Origin of the sequence: Pseudomonas lini, from assembly GCF_964063345.1 — a bacterium.
Lineage (GTDB): Bacteria > Pseudomonadota > Gammaproteobacteria > Pseudomonadales > Pseudomonadaceae > Aquipseudomonas > Aquipseudomonas lini_B.
Genome location: NZ_OZ061318.1, coordinates 1,366,696 through 1,385,443, shown reverse-complemented (window position 1 = coordinate 1,385,443; position 18,748 = coordinate 1,366,696). Strand labels below are relative to the sequence as shown.

Sequence of the window (18,748 nt, the reverse complement as noted above, 5' to 3'; positions counted from 1 at the left end):
CACCGGGCTGTTTCTCCTACAACTGGACGAGCCTATGAAAGCCAAGGCTGATGTACCTTTCGCACCGCTCAACATCGCGGTGCTGACTGTCAGCGATACCCGTACCCTGGAAACCGATACCTCAGGCCAGGTCTTCGTCGACCGTTTGAGCGCTGCCGGTCATAACCTGGCGGCCCGTGTACTGCTTAAAGATGATCTCTACAAAATTCGCGCGCAAGTCGCCAACTGGATTGCCGATGAGGTCGTGCAAGTGGTGTTGATCACCGGCGGTACCGGGTTCACCGGTCGTGACAGCACGCCCGAAGCCGTGAGTTGCCTGCTGGATAAGCAGGTCGATGGTTTTGGTGAATTGTTCCGGCAGATATCGGTAGCGGACATCGGCACCTCGACGGTTCAGTCCCGGGCCTTGGCCGGTCTGGCCAATGGCACGTTGGTGTGCTGTTTGCCGGGCTCGACCAATGCGGTGCGCACCGGTTGGGACGGCATACTCGCCGAGCAACTGGATTCGCGTCACCGTCCGTGCAATTTCGTGGCCCACCTGAAACAGGCGGCACCCTGTGAATCGCGTGGGTAAGCCAGGCAAGACTGGCAGTCTGATGGCTGTCGAGGTGGCACTGGCGCGTTTACTGGAAATGGCCGACGCCTCGAAGATTCATGAGCACGAACGTTTGCCGTTGGCGCAGGTTCAGGGGCGTGTACTGGCCACTGACTTGGTCTCGACACTGGATTTGCCGCCTTGGCCCAACAGTGCCATGGACGGTTATGCCTTGCACCTGGCCGACTGGACGGGAGAGCCGTTGGTGGTCAGTCAGAAGATTTTTGCAGGCCAGGCCCCGGAGCCCTTGAAGCCGGGTACCTGTGCGCGAATCTTCACCGGCGCGCCTGTGCCTGCAGGTGCCGACTGTGTCGAGATGCAGGAGAACGCCGAGGTTCAGGCGGATGAGCGGGTACGTTTCACCGAGACCATGAGCCCAGGAAAGAACATCCGTCCACAAGGTCAGGAAGCCACCGTTGGTGAGCTGATCCTGCCCGCCGGAACGCGTTTGGGGCCTATCGAGCAGGGGCTGTCGGCATCGCTGGGATGCGCTGAGCTGGACGTGGTTCGCAAAATTCGTGTTGCTGTCTTGTCTACCGGTGATGAGTTGATTGAGCCTGGTCAGGCCCTTGGGCCGGGACAGATCTACAACAGTAATCGAGTATTGCTCTGCAGCTGGTTGCAGCGATTGGGTTGTGAGGTGATCGATGCCGGCATTCTTCCCGATGATTTAGCGACTACTCGTGCCCGCCTTGGTGAGCTAAAGGATGTCGAGCTGATTCTCTCGACCGGTGGCGTATCGGTGGGAGAAGCCGACTTTCTGGGCATTGCCTTGCGGGAAGAGGGTGAATTGACTCTGTGGAAGCTTGCCATCAAACCAGGTAAGCCGCTGACGTTCGGGCATTTTCGCGGCGTGCCTGTGATTGGTCTGCCCGGCAATCCGGCGTCGACCCTGGTGACTTTTGCTCTGTTGGCAAGGCCCTACCTCTTGCGCCGCCAAGGCGTAAAAGAGGTTGAGCCCCTGAAGTTCCAGGTGCCGGCAGGGTTTGTCTGGCCAAAAGCTGGTAACCGACGTGAGTACTTGCGTGGGCGTCTGGAGAATGGCCGGGCAATCATCTACAGGAATCAGAGCTCTGGCGTACTGCGCAGTGCTGCCTGGGCTGACGGGCTAGTTGAAGTGCTAGAGGACCGTACGCTGCTCGAGGGTGATTGTGTGAGCTTCATCCCGCTGAGTGAAGTCTTGAGCTGATACAGGCGCTGGTTTTGCCACGCAAGCCCGATTGATCGCATTGGGCTTGCGTGCATACCATTCTAATGTGCCAGAAGTGTCACGACCTGGTCGAAGCGGCTGTTGGCGATCCAGGTCAGAAGTCCCAGGATCACGGCTGTTCCGCCAGCTGAATAGGCAAGCCTGTGTTTAATGGATTTGACGTCACCACGGACTTCATCCATGTCTCTTCGGATGTACTTGAGGTGTGTCTCCAGTTCAATAACGCGAGGTTCCATATCAACTTCTCCGGCGGGCTTTGCACTGTTTTTGAGTTCAGCCTGATGATTGGCGCAATTTTCAGCGAACGGCGCGACCGGAGTAACCGGTAGTCTGAGTTCATGGCTTTGCATGGAGTAACTGGCTCCTTGCGTTAAAACCGTTCGAGTGGCCGATGCCAATGTTGCGTGCGCTTTTTGAGGCCCTTAAGGTGGTTCCATTCATTGTTTTCACGTCCCTGTATAAATTAACGGGTGATGACTGATAGCCGAGACACGACGGTGTACCAATTGTCCGGGTGGGTCAATTGAGCCGATTCCTCATGTTTTGTAAGAAAAAATACCGCTCTGTAGGACTCACGTTTCCTGCCCTTGGAAATAATTAAAATCCTTGCGACTTTTATGAGGGGCTGCGAGGTCAACATATCCTATGGAATTTGCGGATATGGGGAGTGGCCAAAATGAGCGAGCGCAAGGCGCTGTTGATCCTGCATGGCAAGCAGGCACTCAATGAGGAGGTTCGTGCAGCCGTCGAAGGCAAGCGCCAGCAGGGCTGGGAACTGGCTGTTCGACTGACCTGGGAGGCCGGCGATGCGCAGCGGCTGGTGGAAGAAGCGCTGACGGCAGGTTATACGCAGCTGATTGCCGGCGGTGGGGATGGCACATTGCGTGATATCGCCGAAGCCATGGCGGCGCATTCGACGCAGGCCAGTCTGGTACTTTTGCCCTTGGGCACCGCCAACGATTTTGCTCGCGCTGCCGGTGTGCCTCTGGAGCCCGCTCAGGCATTGGACCTCCTGGAGGTTGCCCCGCGAGCCATTGATCTGGGAGAAGTCGGCGGGCAGGTTTTCCTGAACATGGCCACCGGCGGTTTTGGCAGTCAGGTCACGGCCAATACCTCCGAGGATCTGAAAAAAATTCTTGGAGGCGCCGCTTATCTCTTCACGGGTTTATCGCGCTTCAGTGAGTTGCATGCGGCCTATGGCGAGTTGCAGGGACCGGATTTTCACTGGCGCGGCGAATTGCTGGCATTGGGCATTGGCAATGGTCGACAGGCTGGCGGTGGTCATGTGTTGTGCCCGCAGGCGCTGGCTGACGATGGTCTGCTGGATATCAGCATTTTGCCCGCGCCACAGGAAGTGGTCGGTACCTTGAGAGACCTGCTGACCGATGGCTTCGGGATCGACAATATGTTTGTGCGAGCTCGCTTGCCATGGGTCGAGATCAAAGTCTCGGAGGGTCTTTATATCAACCTTGATGGTGAGCCTCTGGAGGGCGATAGTCTGCGATTCTTGACGCGCCCGGCGGCATTGCGGGTGCATTTGCCCGAGGGCTCGCCGCTGCTGAGTGTCTCGAGTCCAGTTAGTCGTCCAGACTGATGATTTGCTCACGCACGGCGAACAGCACCAGGCCGGCCACATCGTAGATCTGCAAGCGTTTCATGATTTGCGAGCGGTGGGTTTCGACAGTCTTGATACTCAGACCCAGGCCATTGGCGATTTCCCGGGTGGATTTGCCGCGAACGATCAGTCGCAGGATTTCCAGCTGACGTGCCGTCAGGTTGTGCGAGTCCTGGGTTTGCGTCTGATTTTTCTGGGTTCGGGTCAGCGCCTGGTTGATGACAGTATGGGCAATGGCCGGGCTCAGGTAGCGTTCGTTATTGCGCAAGGCATCCAGGGCATGTTCGAGTTCGGTGGGCGTGGTGTCCTTGAGCAGGTAGCCATGCGCCCCTGATTCCAATGCCTGCATGATGAGCGCCGGGTCGGTGTGCATCGACAGGATGAGCACTTTGCACTGCGGGCGTACTCGCTTGAGTCGCTGCAAGGCTTCAAGGCCACCGGTTTCCTTCATGGAAATATCCAGCAGAATGATGTCCGGGGAAAGCTGCTCGACCATCTCGACCAACTGCGAGCCGTCATTGGCCTCCCCGATTACCGCATAGCCGGGAATATCCAGCACCAGAGCGCGCACGCCAGCCCTGATCAGTGAGTGGTCGTCCACCAGAAGTAAGTTACAAGTCAATGCATAACCTTATTCGTACTGGCCCGTTCTAGCGCACGGGGCGCCCAGGGGAAGAGTGCTTCTATTTGAGTGCCTTTGCCCGGTTCGCTGGTCACGGTCAGTGTGCCACCAAATTGATCGATCCGTTCCGACATTCCGGCCATTCCGCGTTGCCCCTCGCGAGCAGGATCTGCCGCTGGCGCGAAACCCAGGCCATCGTCGCTGATCAACAGCGTCAGGCCCTGAGGCAGGCGTTGCAGGCGAACCAACAGATTTTTGGCCTCGGCGTGACGCAGAATATTGGTAACTGCTTCTTGAGTGATTCGAAAAGCTGCCACCGCCATTTCCTCAGGTATGGCCGTCAGGCGTTGATGGCATTCCAGGCTCCAGTTCACGGAGGTATTGGCCAGGGTCCTGAGTAAATGCGCACGCAGACTGGCTTCCAGCCCGAGACTGGTTAGTTGCCGTGGATTGAGGATGGCCGAGACGTCCCGAACCTTGGTCAGGGTTTCGTCCAGCGTATCGCAGAGTACCGAGCACTGACCCTGCAGTTCTTCGGGTAGTCGACGTTTGAGCCATTCACTTTGAAGTTTTGCGGCGGTCAGCAATTGACCGATGTCATCATGCAGTTCCCGACTGAGCCGGTGGCGTTCGTTTTCCTGGACTTCCAGCAGACGGTCAGCCAGTTCTTGAGGTTGAAACTTTATCGATTTGCGCGAGAGACAATGTCCCACCCAGACACAGGTCAGCGCTGCACTGTTGAGCACCAGCAGACTCACCGGCAGAGGCATGGACAAGCTGTAGACCAGCAGGCTGCCAAGCGCCGAGCAGATGCACACTAAAAGCGTGAACCGGCGCGCGTTTTTTCGGGAGGGTGGCCACAGGGTAATTGACTTGAGGCTGGCGTACATAGCGGATGGAGCCAATGGATGTTCGCTGCGGGTAGACCGGCCATAAGGGCTGACGGGTCTCTGTGTGGAAGTCGTTGTGTGAAGTCGCCTTCAATGGCTGCGGTGCAGTAACTGAAATACAGCCTTGAATGTGTTTGGCTGGAGTCACTCTGCCATTAATTGGCGTCAACTAATGGTCGGCATAATACCACTTAAGATACCGTTGGTCGCGTTCGGTATATAGCTCTATACAGTCGGGAAATATAGTTCTTGGACGGTAGTTCCATAATGGAAAAGCTTTCGAGTTTTAGCGTAGGAAGATATCGATTGCCAGGCATTTCATTTTATTGGACAGGCATTATCTGAAGTCGAGACAGGGATAACTATTTGTTTCGCGCTGTCATCGAATGGTCAGAAATATTCAATTGCGACATGACAATAAAAAGCGCAACACGGCCAGAGGCCAGTGATTTCAGGCTTGCCGTTCCGCGAACGAAACGAGCCTGAACGGTCTGGAGTGGCTGTGTGGCTGAAACTGATTTTGTCCCACTTGAAACGCAAACGCTTCAATCAGTGAGGTCTGTTCAGTGTCATCCAGACCGAGCTGGCCAGTAGTCTGGTCAATAAGTTCGAGTTGCCAGGCCATTAATGTGAAGCAGTCCTTGAGTGCGTCCAGGGCTTGATCGTGCAGGTCCATGTGGTTCTGAGCGTGATTCAGCAATCCATGAATATGCAGCGAGAACTCCGAAACCGTCGCCAGTGCCAGGGCATCGGCCTTGCTGGACAGCTTGAGAAGGGTGCTGAGCATGCAATCGATGGCGTCCTTGTCATTGCTGATCAGTTGCAAATGACTCAGGCATTCCTCGGATTTGGCCAAGAGTGTTTCAGCCTCGACGAGAAACTCTGGAAATCGCTGAGCCCACTCTTTGGTGTCGTTCGGCATGCTTATCTCCACAACGTCATGTCAGATGAGGGAATGTCGTGTGTGCCGACGAGAACCATAAGTGTCCCGGCGCTGGCAAGTCTTCGTGAGATCGCGCTCTGGCAGGTTTGAGCGCCAGCTGGGGAACTCGAGAGGGTGGATGGCCACTGACCTGCGATCGCACACAAAAGCCTGACTCCGTTCATGCAATGAGAATGGCGTCACATTAATGGCTATTGGATATTGCGAATATCAGGTTGGGCCTGATTGTTACTAGGGGAATCCCTTACGCAGGGGAACCTAACGTGCAAACCGAGGTCGCGCCGCAGGGAATAAAAGCAGATGAAAAACCACGGAGCCAGTAAAGCATGATGTTAATGTGACATCAATGCTTGGTCGTGGCATTTTGTCTGGGGGTCAAGGTCCGGCAAAAACAGCCGATAACTCCCTTTAGTGAATTCAACAGTACAAGCCCAGGAGTCATCAATGGCCGGCATTCTCGACACGGTAGACCAACGCACGCAACTGGTGGGTGAGAATCGCCTGGAAATTCTCATGTTCCGGCTGGCCGGACGACAATTGTTCGCGATCAACGTCTTCAAGGTCCAGGAAGTGCTACAGCTGCCAAAGCTGACCCTGATGCCCCAACGCCATCCCTTTGTTTGCGGCGTGGTCAACCTGCGTGGCCAGACGTTGCCCGTGATCGACCTGTCCCAGGCTATCGGCATGCGGCCGCTGGTGCCAAGCCCCACCAGTACGATCATCGTCACCGAGTACAACCGGTCGGTGCAGGCGTTCCTGGTCGGCGGCGTGGACCGCATCGTCAACATGAACTGGGAAGCTATTTTGCCGCCGCCGGCCAGTGCCGGTCGCCAGCATTACCTGACCGCCATCAGCAAGGTCGATGATCAGTTGGTAGAAATCATCGACGTCGAAAAAGTCCTGGCCGAAATCGTTCCGTACAACGCCAAGGTCTCGCGCGACAAACTCGAGGACCCGGTTCTGGAGCTCGCCCGTGGTCGTGAAGTGCTGCTGGTGGATGACTCGAACGTGGCCCTGTCGCAATTGCGCGATACCTTGGGTCAATTGGGCGTGAAGATGCACATCGCCAGCGATGGTTTGAAGGCGCTGAACATGCTCAAGGCCTGGGCCGATACGGGCGAAGTCATGACCGACAAGCTGCTGATGATCTTCACCGATGCGGAAATGCCGGAAATGGACGGCTATCGCCTGACTACCGAAATCCGCAACGATCCCCGTTTGCGCGGCCTTTATGTGGTCTTGCACACTTCGCTGTCAGGCAGCTTCAACGACTCGATGGTCAAGAAGGTTGGCTGCGACAACTTCCTCTCCAAGTTCCAGCCCGACAAACTCGTCGACGTGGTGCGCCAGCGCCTGATGCTCGACGCAGTACCTGTTTGATAACGAACTGGAAAAAAGCGCAGTTGCAGTGTTCGGGCCGCTGCGCAGCCAAGCCCCAATGCCGGTAAGTTGAGCGACGAAAATCCTGTGGGAGCGTGGCTTGCCCGCGAAGAATGCATCGCGGTTTTTCAGGTATTACGCGTCATCGTTCTTCGCGGGCAAGCCACGCTCCTACAGGTTCTGCGCAAACTCCCCCCGTCACAGGGTCTTTGATTCGGCAATCAAGCTCGTATAGGGTGGCGTTTTTACCCACCAGGGAGCTGGCTATGCTGCGTCTGAGCGCGCTTTATCGTTTTCCGTTGAAATCCGGCAAGGGCGAGACCCTCAATAAGGTCAGCCTGGACAAGTTGGGACTGGACGGCGATCGACGCTGGATGCTGGTGGACGAGGCCAGTGGGCGCTTTTTGACCCAGCGCGCGGTGGCGAAAATGAGTCAGTTGTCGGCGTTGTGGAATGCCGACGGCGGCTTGACCCTCAGTGCCCCGGACCATTCACCGATCGATATTGCGTTGCCTGACGGCGATGCCGATTTGCGAGGGGTGACCATCTGGCGCGACACGTTGCGCGTTCCCGATGCCGGCGATGCGGCGGGTGCCTGGGTCAGTGAGTTCATCGGCAAGCCGACGCGTCTGGTGCAAGTGCCGCTTGATCGTGCACGGACCACCCAGTCCGGTTACGGCAAGGACGACGATCAGGTGGCTTTTGCCGACGGTTTTCCGCTGTTATTGATTGGTCAGGCGTCACTGGAGGACTTGTCGAGCAAGGTCGGGCGGCCGCTGGAGATGTTGCGTTTCCGGCCGAATCTGGTGATCGAGGGCAGCGCGGCGTATGCCGAAGATGGCTGGAAGCGCATTCGCATCGGCGATGTCGAGTTCCGCGTGGTCAAGTCCTGCTCACGCTGCATTCTGACCACCATCGACCCGCAGACCGGCGAACGCAGCGAAGATCGTGAACCGCTGGCGACCTTGCAGAAATACCGCGCCGAGGCCGACGGCGCGATGTTCGGTCAGAACCTGGTCAACGACGGCAATGGCCGCCTGGAAGTCGGCATGCCGGTGACGATCCTCGAATAAAAGCCCTTCAAAAAGAAAAATGCCCGTGTCCAGGACACGGGCATTTTTTTGTCGCAGTGAAAACCCAGGGTTTTAGCCGCGGTATTCGCACAGGTAAGCGGTGTCGACGGCCACTTTCAGCTGGAACTTGCTGTTGGCGGGTACGTTGAACTGGCTACCGGCGGCGAAGGTTTCCCAGGTGTCGCTGTCAGGCAGTTTGACGGTCAGGGCGCCGGACACCACGTGCATGATTTCACGCTGGCTGGTGCCGAATTCGTATTCGCCCGGTGCCATGACGCCGATGGTCGCTGGACCTTCAGCGGTGCCAAAGGCGATCGACTTGACGGTGCCGTCGAAGTACTCGTTGACTTTAAACATGGGCGGTTCCTCGAAAAGGGCTAAAAAGGGCCGGCCAGTATGCACAAGGTGTCGATAGGCGTCACCTCCTGCACTCAAGGATTAGCCGGGAAAATCAGCGGTAACAAACGCGCAGTATTGCGCGCGTCTTCCAGCGCCCGATGCTGCTGGCCGGTGAACTGCAGGCCCGCCAGTTGCAAGGCTCCATTGAGGTTCAGCGGGCGCTCGAGCCGACGAGCCTTGGCGAAGCGTTGCTTGAGGTTCATGTGCGGCACCCGACTCAGGGCGCTGTCGAGTTGCAGGCGCTGCCAGTCTTGAAGCAGTTGTTTGCGGTCGTAATCGCCCCAACTGGCCCAGCCTTCCAGGCGTGCGTGATGTTGGCCGAGCCAGCGTTCGAACAACGGCCAGATCTCGGTGAGCGGCTGTGCGGCATCGATATTGGCCTGGGTGATGTGGGTCAGTTCCCGGCAAAACGGCGTCAGCAAGGGCCGGCGCAGCGGGCGCACGAAGCACTGGAAGTGATCCAGTTCCTGGCCTTTGCGGTCCACGAGGGTGGCACCGATTTCGATGATTTCCATTTCTGTTACTGGCCAGCCACCCTCATCGGTGGTGGCTTCCAGATCAATGACCAACCAGTGAGGCATCGCAGGGTTCCTGGTATCCGCGTCCTGATAGGGCTTGAGCGTAGCCAAACGCGGCGGATCCGCCTAGCGGCTTATTCGACCTCTAACAAAATCTGACGATTTTTGACCTGATCGCCTACCTTGATCTGCAACCGTTTGAGCACGCCGTCGATACCCGATTTGAGCGGATGCTCCATTTTCATTGCTTCAAGCACCACCAGTAGCTGACCTTTGCTGACCGGACTGCCCTCACTGACCAGTACATCGACGATCGCCCCGTCCATCGGCGCCTTGAGCGTGCCGGAACTGATACTGGCCTGGCCGCTGACCAGCGCCTGGGTTCGATCGACCAGCCGCAGGCTGCCGGGGCGCGTGAACAACCACAGTTGCCCGGCATCGATGCGATAGGCATGGCGTTGGCGGATGCCGTCGATTTCCAGGATGGCCCAGCGTCCGTCGCATCCGATGACCTTCAGTTCGAGGGCGCGAGTGCGAACCTGAACACGGTAGGGTTTGCCAGGTTCAGCGTTCAATTCCACCGGCCAATCCTGATCCTCCAGGCCGATTCGGTAGTGCAAAGGTACGCTGGCGTTGTTGCGCCAACCGGCCAACGGGGCGCGGTGAGCCAGGGCTGAAGCCTGATAAAACAGCGCCGCAGCGATGGCCAGTTCTTCGGCGCTCGGCACATGGGGATGCAGGCAAGGATGATCGGCGAAGTACGTGGGGATGAACCCGGTGCTGAACTCGCCGCTGATGAACTGTGGATGTTCCAGCAGGCTGGCGAGCAAGCGCTGATTGCTTTGCACGCCCAGCAGCACGCTGTCCTGTACCGCCCGCAGCAACTTGCGCCGGGCTTCTTCGCGGGTGGCGCCGTGGGCGATGAGCTTGCCCAGCATCGGGTCATAGAACGGGCTGACAGAGTGGCCTTCGATCAGGCCATGGTCGATCCGCACGCCGCCCGGTAACGCAGGTTCCCAGGCTACGATTCGCCCGGTTTGCGGCACAAATCCCTGGGCCGGATCTTCGGCATACAGGCGCACCTCCATGGCATGCCCGTTGAGCTGCACCTGCTCCTGTCGCAACGGCAGTGGCAACCCTTCGGCGACCTGTAATTGCCAGGCCACCAGATCAAGACCGGTGATCAGCTCTGTCACTGGGTGTTCCACTTGCAGCCGGGTGTTCATCTCCAGAAAGTAAAACTGCCCGCGAGCATCCAGCAGGAATTCCACAGTGCCAGCGCCGACGTAATTCACCGCGCGTCCTGCCTTGAGCGCTGCGTCCCCCATGGTTTGGCGCAACTCGGCGGTCATCACCGGGCAGGGCGCTTCTTCGATGATTTTCTGGTGGCGGCGCTGGATCGAACAGTCGCGCTCGCCAAGGTAGATCAGGTTGCCGTGCTGATCGCCGAACACCTGCACCTCGACATGACGCGGGTCGATCAAGGCTTGCTCGAGGATCAGTTCGTCGCTGCCAAACCCATGCAGCGCCTCGGAACGCGCGGTACGCAGTTGCTCCAGCAATTCTCCAGCGCGGTGGACCAGACGCATGCCACGACCGCCACCGCCGGCACTGGCCTTGATCATCAGCGGGTAGCCGATGCGTTCGGCTTCGCGGCTCAGGGTCGCGTCATCTTGTTCGCTGCCCTGATAGCCTTTGATGCAGGGCACGCCCGCTTTGATCATGGCGAGTTTCGACAGACGTTTGCTGCCCATCAGTTCGATGGCTTCGGGGCTGGGGCCGATGAAGATGATGCAGGCCTGTTGGCAGGCGAGGGCGAATTCTGCGTTTTCCGAGAGGAAGCCGTAACCGGGATGGATAGCATCGGCACCGGTGCGCCGGGCGGCGTCGATGATTGCCGGGATGTTCAGGTAAGACTGCTGCACCGGAGCCGGGCCGATGTTCACGGCTTCGTCGGCCATCTGCACATGCAATGCATCGGCGTCGGCATCGCTGAACACGGCGACGGTACGATAGCCCAGCGCTTGCGCGGTGCGCTGGATGCGGCAGGCGATTTCACCGCGGTTGGCGATCAGGATTTTGCTGAAGGCGGGCATGGGATATTCCCTTGGTTTTTGCGGTGAATGTATGGGCCTCTTCGCGGGCAAGCCTCGCTCCTACAGGATTTTGTGAACGACACAAATCCCTGTGGGAGCGGGCTTGCCCGCGATGCTTTTAAGGCGCCCACCCCGGTTTTCGCTTCTGCACAAAAGCCATCGTCCCCTCGACCCCTTCATCCCCGGTCACCGCTTCACTGAACCACTCGGCCGCCTGATCCAGCAGGCCATCCGAAAGTTTCCCGGCACTCGCCAGCAAGAGTTTTTTGGTCGCCGCATTCGCCCCCGGTGCGCAACACAACACATGGGCCAGCACCTCATCGAGGCGCTCGGCCAAGGCTTGCGGGTCATGCTCGACAAAATGCACCAGTCCCATCCGCCGCGCCTGGTTGCCATCGAACCGTGCGGCGGTCAGGGCCAGTCGGCGGGCCTGGGTCAGGCCGATGCGCTGCACCACGAACGGCGCGATCTGCGCCGGCAACAGGCCGAGACTGGTTTCCGGCAGGCCGAATTGCGCCTGATGATCGGCCATCGCGATGTCACTGACGCAGGCCAGACCGAAACCACCGCCAAGCACCGCGCCTTGCAGCACGGTGATGACCACTTGCGGCGCGTGTTGGGCTTCTTCCAGCAAGGCGCCGAACGCACGGTTCAATTCGCGGTAGGCGGTCGCGCCTTGAGCGCGGGCATTGGCCATGTCCTTGATGTCGGCACCGGCACAAAAATGCCCGCCGGCACCGCCGATCACCAACGCGCGAACCTGCCGGTCATCCCGCACCGCCGCCAGCACCGCGCGCAGTTCGGCGACCATTTGCAAGCTCATGGCGTTGCGACTGTCGGGGCGATTGAGGGTGATGTGCAGGACGCCGTTATGTCGTTCGAGCAACAGGGTCTGGCAAACGGGAAGGGTGTTCATTTCTTTTTCCCCGGCAGGATGCCCATGAGTTTGCAGATGATCCCCAGCATGATTTCGTCGGCACCGCCGCCGATCGACACCAGCCGCACGTCGCGGTAAGCCCGCGCCACCGGGTTGTCCCACATGAAGCCCATGCCGCCCCAATATTGCAGGCAACTGTCGCTGACTTCCCGCCCCAGTCGCCCGGCCTTGAGTTTGGCCATGGACGCCAAGCGAGTGACGTCCTGGCCTTTGATGTATTGCTCGGTGGCCTGATAGACCAGCGCCCGCAGGCATTCGATTTCGGTTTGCAGTTCGGCCAGGCGGAAATGAATGACCTGATTGTCGATCAGCGCATTGCCGAAGGTTTTGCGCTCCTTGCAGTACTCGATGGTGCTGTCGACGCAGTACTCCAGGCCTTTGATCATGTTCGCCGCGCCGAACAGCCGTTCTTCCTGGAACTGCAGCATCTGCATCATGAACCCCGCGCCTTCGTGGCCGATGCGGTTGCGTTGCGGCACGCGCACGTTGTCGAAGAATATCTGGGCGGTTTCCGAGCTGCGCATGCCGAGCTTGTCCAGGTGCGAGCTGAGGCTGATGCCGGGGCTGTTCATCGGCACCATGATCAGGGATTTGTTGATGTGCGGCTTGTCGTCCGAGGTGTTGGCCAGCAGGCAGATGAAGTCGGCGCTCGGCGAGTTGGTGATCCACATCTTGCTGCCGTTGATCACGTAGTCGTCGCCGTCCTTGCGGGCCGTGGTTTTCAAACCTGCCACGTCGGAGCCGGCACCGACTTCAGAGACACCGATACAGCCGACCTGCTCGCCGGTGATCGCGGGGCGGAGGAATTCTTCGCGTAACTCATCGGAGCCGAAACGCGCCAGAGCCGGGGTGCACATGTCGGTCTGCACGCCGATGGACATCGGAATGCCGCCGCAATGAATGGTGCCGAACTCTTCGGCGGCCACAATCGAATAGCTGTAATCGAGGCCCATACCGCCGAATTTTTCCGGTTTGGAAATCCCCAGCAGACCGAGGTCACCCGCCTTGCGGAAGATCTCATGGATCGGAAAACGCCCAGCCTTTTCCCATTCATCGACATGAGGATTGATCTCGTGATCGACGAATTGGCGGACGGTACGGCGCAGTGCTTCGTGTTCCTGGGTGAAGATCATTTTTTATTGTTCTCCTGACGAACCCGATCGTTCCCATGCGCAGCAAAGGAACGCCTCTATGGACGCGGTGCGTCCGCCGTTGGGACGCGGTGCGTCCCGGGCTGCATTCCCACGCAGAGCGTGGGAACGATCAATCAAAACCTCGCGACGCCAAAACTATTGGATTGCAACGAACGAACCTCGGCCTCATGGCAGATATCCAGCAAATACCCGAGCAACGTGCGGGTATCCCGCGGATCAATCAGCCCGTCGTCCCACAGATTGGCGCTGCCATACAGCGCGGTGGACTGGCTGTCGAGTTTCTGCGCGGTGACCTGTTCCAGCATGTCGAGCATTTTCGGGTCGGGCACTAACCCATCCTTGAGCTGTTTGGCTTCGGTGACGATCCGCAATACTTTGCCGGCCTGAGCGCCACCCATCACCGCAGTGCGGCTGTTGGGCCAGGCGAAGATGAAGCGCGGGTCGAGGCCACGGCCGCACATCGCGTAGTTGCCGGCGCCGTAGGAACCGCCGACGACGATCGTCAATTTAGGCACCCGCGCATTGGCCACAGCTTGAATCATTTTCGCGCCGTGCTTGATCACCCCTTGTTGTTCCGACTCGGTGCCGACCATGAAACCGGTGGTGTTGTGGAAAAACAGCAGGGGCGTCTGGCTCTGGTCGCAGAGCTGAATGAACTGTGCAGCCTTGCTCGCACCTTTGGGCGTAATCGGGCCGTTGTTGCCGATGAAGCCGCAGGCTCGACCCTGAATCTGCAAATGCCCGCAGATTGTTTGCTGGTCGAACTCGCCCTTGAATTCAAGGAAGTTCGAAGCGTCGGCAATCCGGGCGATGATTTCACGCACGTCATAGGGTTTTTTCGGGTCATCCGGGATCAGACCCAGCAATTCGTCGATGGAGTAGAGCGGTTCTTCCCACCGACGTTCGGGTAACCATTGCAGCTGATCGTTCCACGGCAACAGGCTCATGATCTCGCGCACCTGGCGCACGCCATCGGCATCGTTCTCGGCCAGGTATTCGGCGGTGCCGGCGGTTTGCGCGTGCATCTCGGCGCCGCCCAGTTCTTCATCGGTAGCGACTTCACCGGTGGCGGCCTTGAGCAGCGGCGGCCCGGCGAGAAACAGCTTGGCCTTGCCGCGCACCACCACCACGTAATCCGACAACCCCGGCTGATAAGCGCCGCCCGCCGTGGCCGAGCCATGGACCACGGTGATTTGCGGCAAGCCCATGGCCGACATCCGAGCCTGATTGGCAAAGCTGCGCGCGCCTTCGACGAAAATCTCCGCCGCGTAATTGAGGTTGGCGCCGCCGCTTTCGGCGAGGGTGATTACCGGCAGTTTGTTTTCCATGGCGATCTGTTGCAGGCGCAGAGACTTTTTCAAACCACTGGGGGAAATGGTTCCGCCCTTGATCGCGCTGTTGTTCGCCACCACCAATACCCGCACGCCGGACACGTAACCGATCCCGGCAATCAAACCGCCGCCGGCCGAGCTGCCGTCCTTGTCGTCGTGTAGCTTATAGCCGGCCAGGCTCGCCAGTTCGAGGAACGGCGCGCCGGGGTCGAGCAGCAGGTTAAGCCGCTCCCGGGGCAGCAGTTGCCCGCGCTTGTCGAACCTGGGCTTGGCTTCGGCGGCTTTGCTCAGCAAGTTCTGTTCGAGCTGACGGACCTGCTTGATGCCGGCCAGCATGGCCGCCCGGTTACGGGCGAACGCTTCGCTGAATGGGTCGACTTGGGACTGGATGACCGGCATGGTTACTCCTTGTCCTTGAACTCGTCTGGTTTGGATATGTCTGGTTTGAGCGCGTCGGGTCTGAGTACTTCGGGTAAATAGGCGCGGTGAAAGCCGTTGTACGAATGGCTGTTTTGCGCCTTGTGCATCGGCCAGGCTCGCCCGCCGAGGCTGGCGGCACCGTCGATGCGTAACGTGCTGCCGCTGACAAAAGCGGCTGCCGGGCTGAGCAGGAAAACAATCGCCGCGCTGATTTCCGATTCGGTGCCGATGCGCTTGAGCGGCACGTGTTCGCACAAGGTCGGGATCACGGCCCGGAACGCGCCTTCGTAAGTGTCCATGCCGCTGGAGGCGACCCAGCCTGGCGCGACGGCGTTGACCCGCACGCCGGCATAGCCCCATTCAAACGCGGCAGTCTTGGTGAAGTTGTCCATGCCCGAGCGCGCCGCGCCCGAGTGACCCATGCCGGGCATGCCACCCCACATGTCGGCGAGCATGTTGACGATGGCGCCGCCATGCTTGCTCATGGACTGATTGAACACCTCACGGGCCATCAGAAAACCGCCCACCAGGTTAGTGCGCAATATGGTTTCGAAACCTTTCTGATTGATCGACGCCAGGGGCGAGGGATACTGCCCGCCAGCATTGTTGACCAGCCCATGAATCGGCCCGTGTTTGCGGATCAGTTCGCTGACCAGTTGCGTGACGGCGTCTTCATCGCGGATATCGCAGACCTGCCAACTGGCTTTACCGCCGTCTTCGGTGATTTCAGCGGCGACCTTTTTCAGTTTTTCGACATTTCGCCCCACCAGCAGCACCTGCGCGCCAAGGGCCGCGAGCTCGTGGGCAGTGCAACGGCCGATGCCGCTGCCGCCCCCGGTGACGATGATGTTTTGGCCGGCGAACAGGTCGGGTTTGTAAATCGAGTCATAAGCCATTGCGACGGTCCTCTAGTTGACCTGATCGGCGATGCGCTGCGGCACCGGAATCTGGATCTCCAGCAGTTGTTGGGCGAACGCCTTGCCTTGCGGATCGATCCGCAGGCTGGCCACACCACCGCCGCCGAGCGCGTTCTCCAGAAGAAAATTAAAGCTCTGAGTGCCGGGTAAATACCAGCGTTCGACACGCCCGTGGATCGGGTCGAGGACATGGCTCATCCAGTCGACCATCACCTCGGGTGTCAGCGCTTCGGCGATCCACGGCAGGTAGTCGGGATGGCGGGCCATCACGCCGATATTGCTATGATTGCCCTTGTCGCCGGAGCGCGCCACGGCGAGTTTGATCAGGGCTACGCTGGCGTCGGCGCGTTCTGTGGGTTGGGGCGGCTCGAACGGTATCGGCAAGTCATCCGGGTCGAGTACATCGAGGGCGGGCAGGGCGCACGGGTGGCGTTCACCGGCGAGGTCGATTTCCAGGGTGCAGGCCGTTTTGTCGATCAGGAATGAAAACAATCGGATCAGCGGGTACACCGTCGGCCGCCCGCCGACAATCCCGGTCAACCCCGGCGCCATGCCGGTGGCGGCCTGGGCGATTTCCCGGGAAAACAGAATCAAGGCCTGTTTGCTTGGGTGGCGCACGGCGAGTTTGATCACCACTTCGCGGCTGTCCTGGCGCTGGCCATGAGGGCCATAAGTGGCTTCGCTGCCCAGCAGTTCGATGTTCACTTCGCTGTAGGGCGCCCAGCCACGCTGGCTGAAGATTTCCGAGGTCTTGTTGATGATCGCCTGGCTGACCCGTCGGGCCTTGGCCACGGCATCGATCCCGGCAATCAGGCAACTGGCGGTACAGCGAAAACCGTCCGGATACGTGGCGCTGACCTTGTACTGATCGGTCGGCGGCAAGCCTTTTGCGCCATGCACCTGCACCGCGTTTTTGCCTTGTTGCACGAGTTTGACCTGACTGAAATCGCACACCACATCGGGCAGCAGATAGGCCTGCGGGTCGCCGATTTCATAAAGCATCTGCTCGCCCACCGTCAGGGGCGAGACCAGACCGCCGGAACCATCGGGTTTGCTGACGATAAACTGGCCGTCGGCGCCGACTTCAACGATCGGAAAACCGATGTGTTCGTAGTCGGGCACGTCGCGCCAATCGGTGAAATTGCCGCCGGTGCATTGGGCGCCACATTCAATAAGGTGCCCGGCCAATGCAGCTTGGGCGAGTTTGTCGTAGTCGTGCCACGACCAGCCGAACTCATGCACCAGCGCGGCGCTCACCACAGCGCTGTCGACCACGCGCCCGGTAATCACAATGTCGGCGCCCAGACGCAGGGCTTCGACGATGCCCGGCGCGCCGAGGTAGGCGTTGGTCGACACGCATAGCGGCGGCAGGGCCGTGCCATTGAACATCTCATGGAGGCCAAGACTGCTCAGGCGTTTGAACTGCGGTTGCAAATCGTCACCCGATAGCACGGCGATCTTCAGCGCGACCCCGGCCTTGTCACAGGCCGCTTGCAGGGCAGCGGCGCAAGCCTGTGGATTGACGCCACCGGCATTGCTGATGACGCGGATCTTCTGTTCCGCGAGCTGGTTGAGGAGGGGACTGAGCACTTCGATGAAGTCGCTGGCATAGCCGCCCCCCGGATCTTTCATCCGCGCCCCGGCCATGATCGACATCGTGATCTCGGCCAGATAATCGAACACCAGATAGTCCAGCCGCCCGCCTTCCACCAGTTGCTCGGCGGCGGTCGAAGTGTCGCCCCAGAATGCGCTGGCGCAACCGATGCGGATTGTTTTGGGCGCTGCCAATTCCATAACCACCTCCGACAGAAGTGCTTCGAGACTACCAAGCAAGCGCTTGGTTTGTAAACGACTGAAATATCTTCTGCCCAAGCGCTTGCTTGGTCGCCCCCGCCAGCTTAAATTGCCCGCGCAACCCCGCTGTTTTAGCGGGCAGCGGCGCAATTGATTGATCGACTGTAGGAGAGAACGGGTGGACGAGCAAAAAGCCCTGAGGGTGATGCGCGAATTGGTCGACAGCGGCCAATTGACCGACCCGGACAGCGCCCGCGGCAAACTGCTGCAAGTGGCCGCTCACCTGTTTCGTCATAAAGGTTATGAACGCACCACCGTGCGTGACCTGGCCAGTGCGGTGGGTATTCAATCAGGCAGTATTTTTCATCACTTCAAAAGCAAGGACGAGATCCTGCGGGCAGTGATGGAAGAGACCATTCGCTACAACACCGCGTTAATGCGCGCAGCCCTGGCCGAGGCCGGCAGTGTGCGAGAGCGGGTTCTGGCGTTGATTCGGTGCGAATTGCAGTCGATCATGGGCGGCAGCGGCGAGGCCATGGCAGTGCTGGTGTATGAGTGGCGTTCGCTGTCAGCGGAAGGCCAGGCGCAGGTTCTGGCGCTGCGTGATATTTATGAAGACATCTGGCTGCAGGTGTTGGGCGAAGCCAAGGACGCCGGTTTTATCCGTGGCGACGTGTTCATCACCCGCCGTTTCCTGACGGGCGCGTTGTCCTGGACCACCACCTGGTTTCATGCCGATGGCAGCATGAGCCTCGATCAATTGGCTGATGAGGCGTTGATTCTGGTACTTGCAGAACGGCAGTGAGCCGTCTATCTCGGCAAGAAACTGGCTAAGTTGGCGAAACCGCCTAGCT

The 18,748-nt window shown here is 59.1% G+C and carries 18 protein-coding genes; 6 read left to right on the top strand and 12 right to left on the bottom strand.

Going from position 1 to position 18,748, the window contains the following annotated elements; translation table 11 throughout:
- Positions 1-34 precede the first annotated feature (34 nt).
- On the top strand, positions 35-574 hold the full coding sequence (moaB, locus tag AB3226_RS06230; RefSeq protein WP_007895059.1) for a molybdenum cofactor biosynthesis protein B: 540 nt from the start codon (positions 35-37) through the stop codon (positions 572-574).
- Entirely contained in the window at positions 558-1,784 is a 1,227-nt protein-coding gene (gene glp / locus AB3226_RS06225) for a gephyrin-like molybdotransferase Glp (RefSeq protein ID WP_367372435.1), read from the top strand. Before moaB ends, glp begins: the two co-directional genes overlap by 17 nt.
- A 62-nt stretch (positions 1,785-1,846) precedes the next feature.
- On the opposite strand, the gene AB3226_RS06220 is transcribed toward glp, so the two are convergent.
- Entirely contained in the window at positions 1,847-2,155 is a 309-nt protein-coding gene (locus AB3226_RS06220) for a hypothetical protein (RefSeq protein WP_367372434.1), read from the bottom strand.
- 326 nt (positions 2,156-2,481) lie between these two features.
- Between AB3226_RS06220 and yegS the strand changes: the two genes are divergently transcribed.
- On the top strand, positions 2,482-3,399 hold the full coding sequence (gene yegS, locus AB3226_RS06215) for a lipid kinase YegS (RefSeq protein ID WP_367372433.1): 918 nt from the start codon (positions 2,482-2,484) through the stop codon (positions 3,397-3,399).
- Here the strand turns inward: yegS and AB3226_RS06210 are convergent.
- The 3 genes from AB3226_RS06210 to AB3226_RS06200 form a co-directional block, all read right to left on the bottom strand.
- Positions 3,383-4,042 carry a response regulator gene (locus AB3226_RS06210; RefSeq protein ID WP_367372432.1) on the bottom strand — a complete coding sequence of 220 codons (660 nt, stop codon included), beginning with the start codon at positions 4,040-4,042 and terminating at the stop codon, positions 3,383-3,385. The genes yegS and AB3226_RS06210 overlap by 17 nt on opposite strands.
- Complete coding sequence (locus tag AB3226_RS06205; protein ID WP_367375761.1) at positions 4,039-4,932, bottom strand: sensor histidine kinase; 894 nt, start codon at positions 4,930-4,932, stop codon at positions 4,039-4,041. The genes AB3226_RS06210 and AB3226_RS06205 overlap by 4 nt, the downstream gene beginning before the upstream one ends.
- A 451-nt stretch (positions 4,933-5,383) precedes the next feature.
- Positions 5,384-5,854 (bottom strand): hypothetical protein, encoded by a 471-nt coding sequence (locus AB3226_RS06200; protein ID WP_367372431.1) that lies wholly within the window; start codon positions 5,852-5,854, stop codon positions 5,384-5,386.
- Between the two features lie 465 nt (positions 5,855-6,319).
- On the opposite strand from AB3226_RS06200, the gene AB3226_RS06195 reads away from it, so the two are divergent.
- Both AB3226_RS06195 and AB3226_RS06190 read left to right on the top strand, forming a co-directional pair.
- Entirely contained in the window at positions 6,320-7,255 is a 936-nt protein-coding gene (locus tag AB3226_RS06195) for a chemotaxis protein CheV (RefSeq protein WP_367372430.1), read from the top strand.
- A 266-nt stretch (positions 7,256-7,521) separates the two neighbouring features.
- Complete coding sequence (locus AB3226_RS06190; RefSeq protein WP_367372429.1) at positions 7,522-8,328, top strand: MOSC domain-containing protein; 807 nt, start codon at positions 7,522-7,524, stop codon at positions 8,326-8,328.
- 72 nt (positions 8,329-8,400) lie between these two features.
- Here AB3226_RS06190 and AB3226_RS06185 read toward each other — a convergent pair whose 3' ends face one another.
- The 8 genes from AB3226_RS06185 to AB3226_RS06150 all read right to left on the bottom strand — a co-directional run bounded on the left by AB3226_RS06185 (position 8,401) and on the right by AB3226_RS06150 (position 17,894).
- Positions 8,401-8,685 carry a pyrimidine/purine nucleoside phosphorylase gene (locus AB3226_RS06185; protein ID WP_007895072.1) on the bottom strand — a complete coding sequence of 95 codons (285 nt, stop codon included), beginning with the start codon at positions 8,683-8,685 and terminating at the stop codon, positions 8,401-8,403.
- Positions 8,686-8,759: 74 nt separating this feature from the next.
- Positions 8,760-9,308 (bottom strand): exonuclease domain-containing protein, encoded by a 549-nt coding sequence (locus tag AB3226_RS06180; RefSeq protein WP_367372428.1) that lies wholly within the window; start codon positions 9,306-9,308, stop codon positions 8,760-8,762.
- A 71-nt stretch (positions 9,309-9,379) separates the two neighbouring features.
- On the bottom strand, positions 9,380-11,341 hold the full coding sequence (locus AB3226_RS06175) for an acetyl-CoA carboxylase biotin carboxylase subunit (protein ID WP_367372427.1): 1,962 nt from the start codon (positions 11,339-11,341) through the stop codon (positions 9,380-9,382).
- 118 nt (positions 11,342-11,459) lie between these two features.
- Positions 11,460-12,257, bottom strand: coding sequence for an enoyl-CoA hydratase/isomerase family protein (locus tag AB3226_RS06170; RefSeq protein WP_367372426.1), 798 nt, complete (start codon positions 12,255-12,257; stop codon positions 11,460-11,462).
- Entirely contained in the window at positions 12,254-13,411 is a 1,158-nt protein-coding gene (gene atuD, locus AB3226_RS06165; RefSeq protein WP_052963949.1) for a citronellyl-CoA dehydrogenase, read from the bottom strand. Before atuD ends, AB3226_RS06170 begins: the two co-directional genes overlap by 4 nt.
- Positions 13,412-13,545: 134 nt before the next feature.
- Positions 13,546-15,162 carry a geranyl-CoA carboxylase subunit beta gene (atuC, locus tag AB3226_RS06160; protein ID WP_367372425.1) on the bottom strand — a complete coding sequence of 539 codons (1,617 nt, stop codon included), beginning with the start codon at positions 15,160-15,162 and terminating at the stop codon, positions 13,546-13,548.
- 2 nt (positions 15,163-15,164) lie between these two features.
- Positions 15,165-16,079 carry an SDR family oxidoreductase gene (locus AB3226_RS06155; protein ID WP_367372424.1) on the bottom strand — a complete coding sequence of 305 codons (915 nt, stop codon included), beginning with the start codon at positions 16,077-16,079 and terminating at the stop codon, positions 15,165-15,167.
- 12 nt (positions 16,080-16,091) lie between these two features.
- Entirely contained in the window at positions 16,092-17,894 is a 1,803-nt protein-coding gene (locus AB3226_RS06150) for an acyclic terpene utilization AtuA family protein (RefSeq protein WP_367372423.1), read from the bottom strand.
- 178 nt (positions 17,895-18,072) lie between these two features.
- Here AB3226_RS06150 and AB3226_RS06145 point away from each other — a divergent pair, with 178 nt between their 5' ends.
- Positions 18,073-18,699 carry a TetR/AcrR family transcriptional regulator gene (locus AB3226_RS06145; RefSeq protein WP_367372422.1) on the top strand — a complete coding sequence of 209 codons (627 nt, stop codon included), beginning with the start codon at positions 18,073-18,075 and terminating at the stop codon, positions 18,697-18,699.
- Positions 18,700-18,748: the final 49 nt, after the last annotated feature.

Bases quoted from the DNA above. Each gene is read 5' to 3' on its own strand.
- moaB (WP_007895059.1), top strand. From the start codon at position 35: ATGAAAGCCAAGGCTGATGTACCTTTCGCACCGCTCAACATCGCGGTG.
- AB3226_RS06220 (WP_367372434.1), bottom strand. From the start codon at position 2,155: ATGCAAAGCCATGAACTCAGACTACCGGTTACTCCGGTCGCGCCGTTC.
- yegS (WP_367372433.1), top strand. From the start codon at position 2,482: ATGAGCGAGCGCAAGGCGCTGTTGATCCTGCATGGCAAGCAGGCACTC.
- AB3226_RS06205 (WP_367375761.1), bottom strand. From the start codon at position 4,932: ATGTACGCCAGCCTCAAGTCAATTACCCTGTGGCCACCCTCCCGAAAA.
- AB3226_RS06200 (WP_367372431.1), bottom strand. From the start codon at position 5,854: ATGCCGAACGACACCAAAGAGTGGGCTCAGCGATTTCCAGAGTTTCTC.
- AB3226_RS06195 (WP_367372430.1), top strand. From the start codon at position 6,320: ATGGCCGGCATTCTCGACACGGTAGACCAACGCACGCAACTGGTGGGT.
- AB3226_RS06190 (WP_367372429.1), top strand. From the start codon at position 7,522: ATGCTGCGTCTGAGCGCGCTTTATCGTTTTCCGTTGAAATCCGGCAAG.
- AB3226_RS06185 (WP_007895072.1), bottom strand. From the start codon at position 8,685: ATGTTTAAAGTCAACGAGTACTTCGACGGCACCGTCAAGTCGATCGCC.
- AB3226_RS06180 (WP_367372428.1), bottom strand. From the start codon at position 9,308: ATGCCTCACTGGTTGGTCATTGATCTGGAAGCCACCACCGATGAGGGT.
- AB3226_RS06175 (WP_367372427.1), bottom strand. From the start codon at position 11,341: ATGCCCGCCTTCAGCAAAATCCTGATCGCCAACCGCGGTGAAATCGCC.
- AB3226_RS06170 (WP_367372426.1), bottom strand. From the start codon at position 12,257: ATGAACACCCTTCCCGTTTGCCAGACCCTGTTGCTCGAACGACATAAC.
- atuD (WP_052963949.1), bottom strand. From the start codon at position 13,411: ATGATCTTCACCCAGGAACACGAAGCACTGCGCCGTACCGTCCGCCAA.
- atuC (WP_367372425.1), bottom strand. From the start codon at position 15,162: ATGCCGGTCATCCAGTCCCAAGTCGACCCATTCAGCGAAGCGTTCGCC.
- AB3226_RS06155 (WP_367372424.1), bottom strand. From the start codon at position 16,079: ATGGCTTATGACTCGATTTACAAACCCGACCTGTTCGCCGGCCAAAAC.
- AB3226_RS06150 (WP_367372423.1), bottom strand. From the start codon at position 17,894: ATGGAATTGGCAGCGCCCAAAACAATCCGCATCGGTTGCGCCAGCGCA.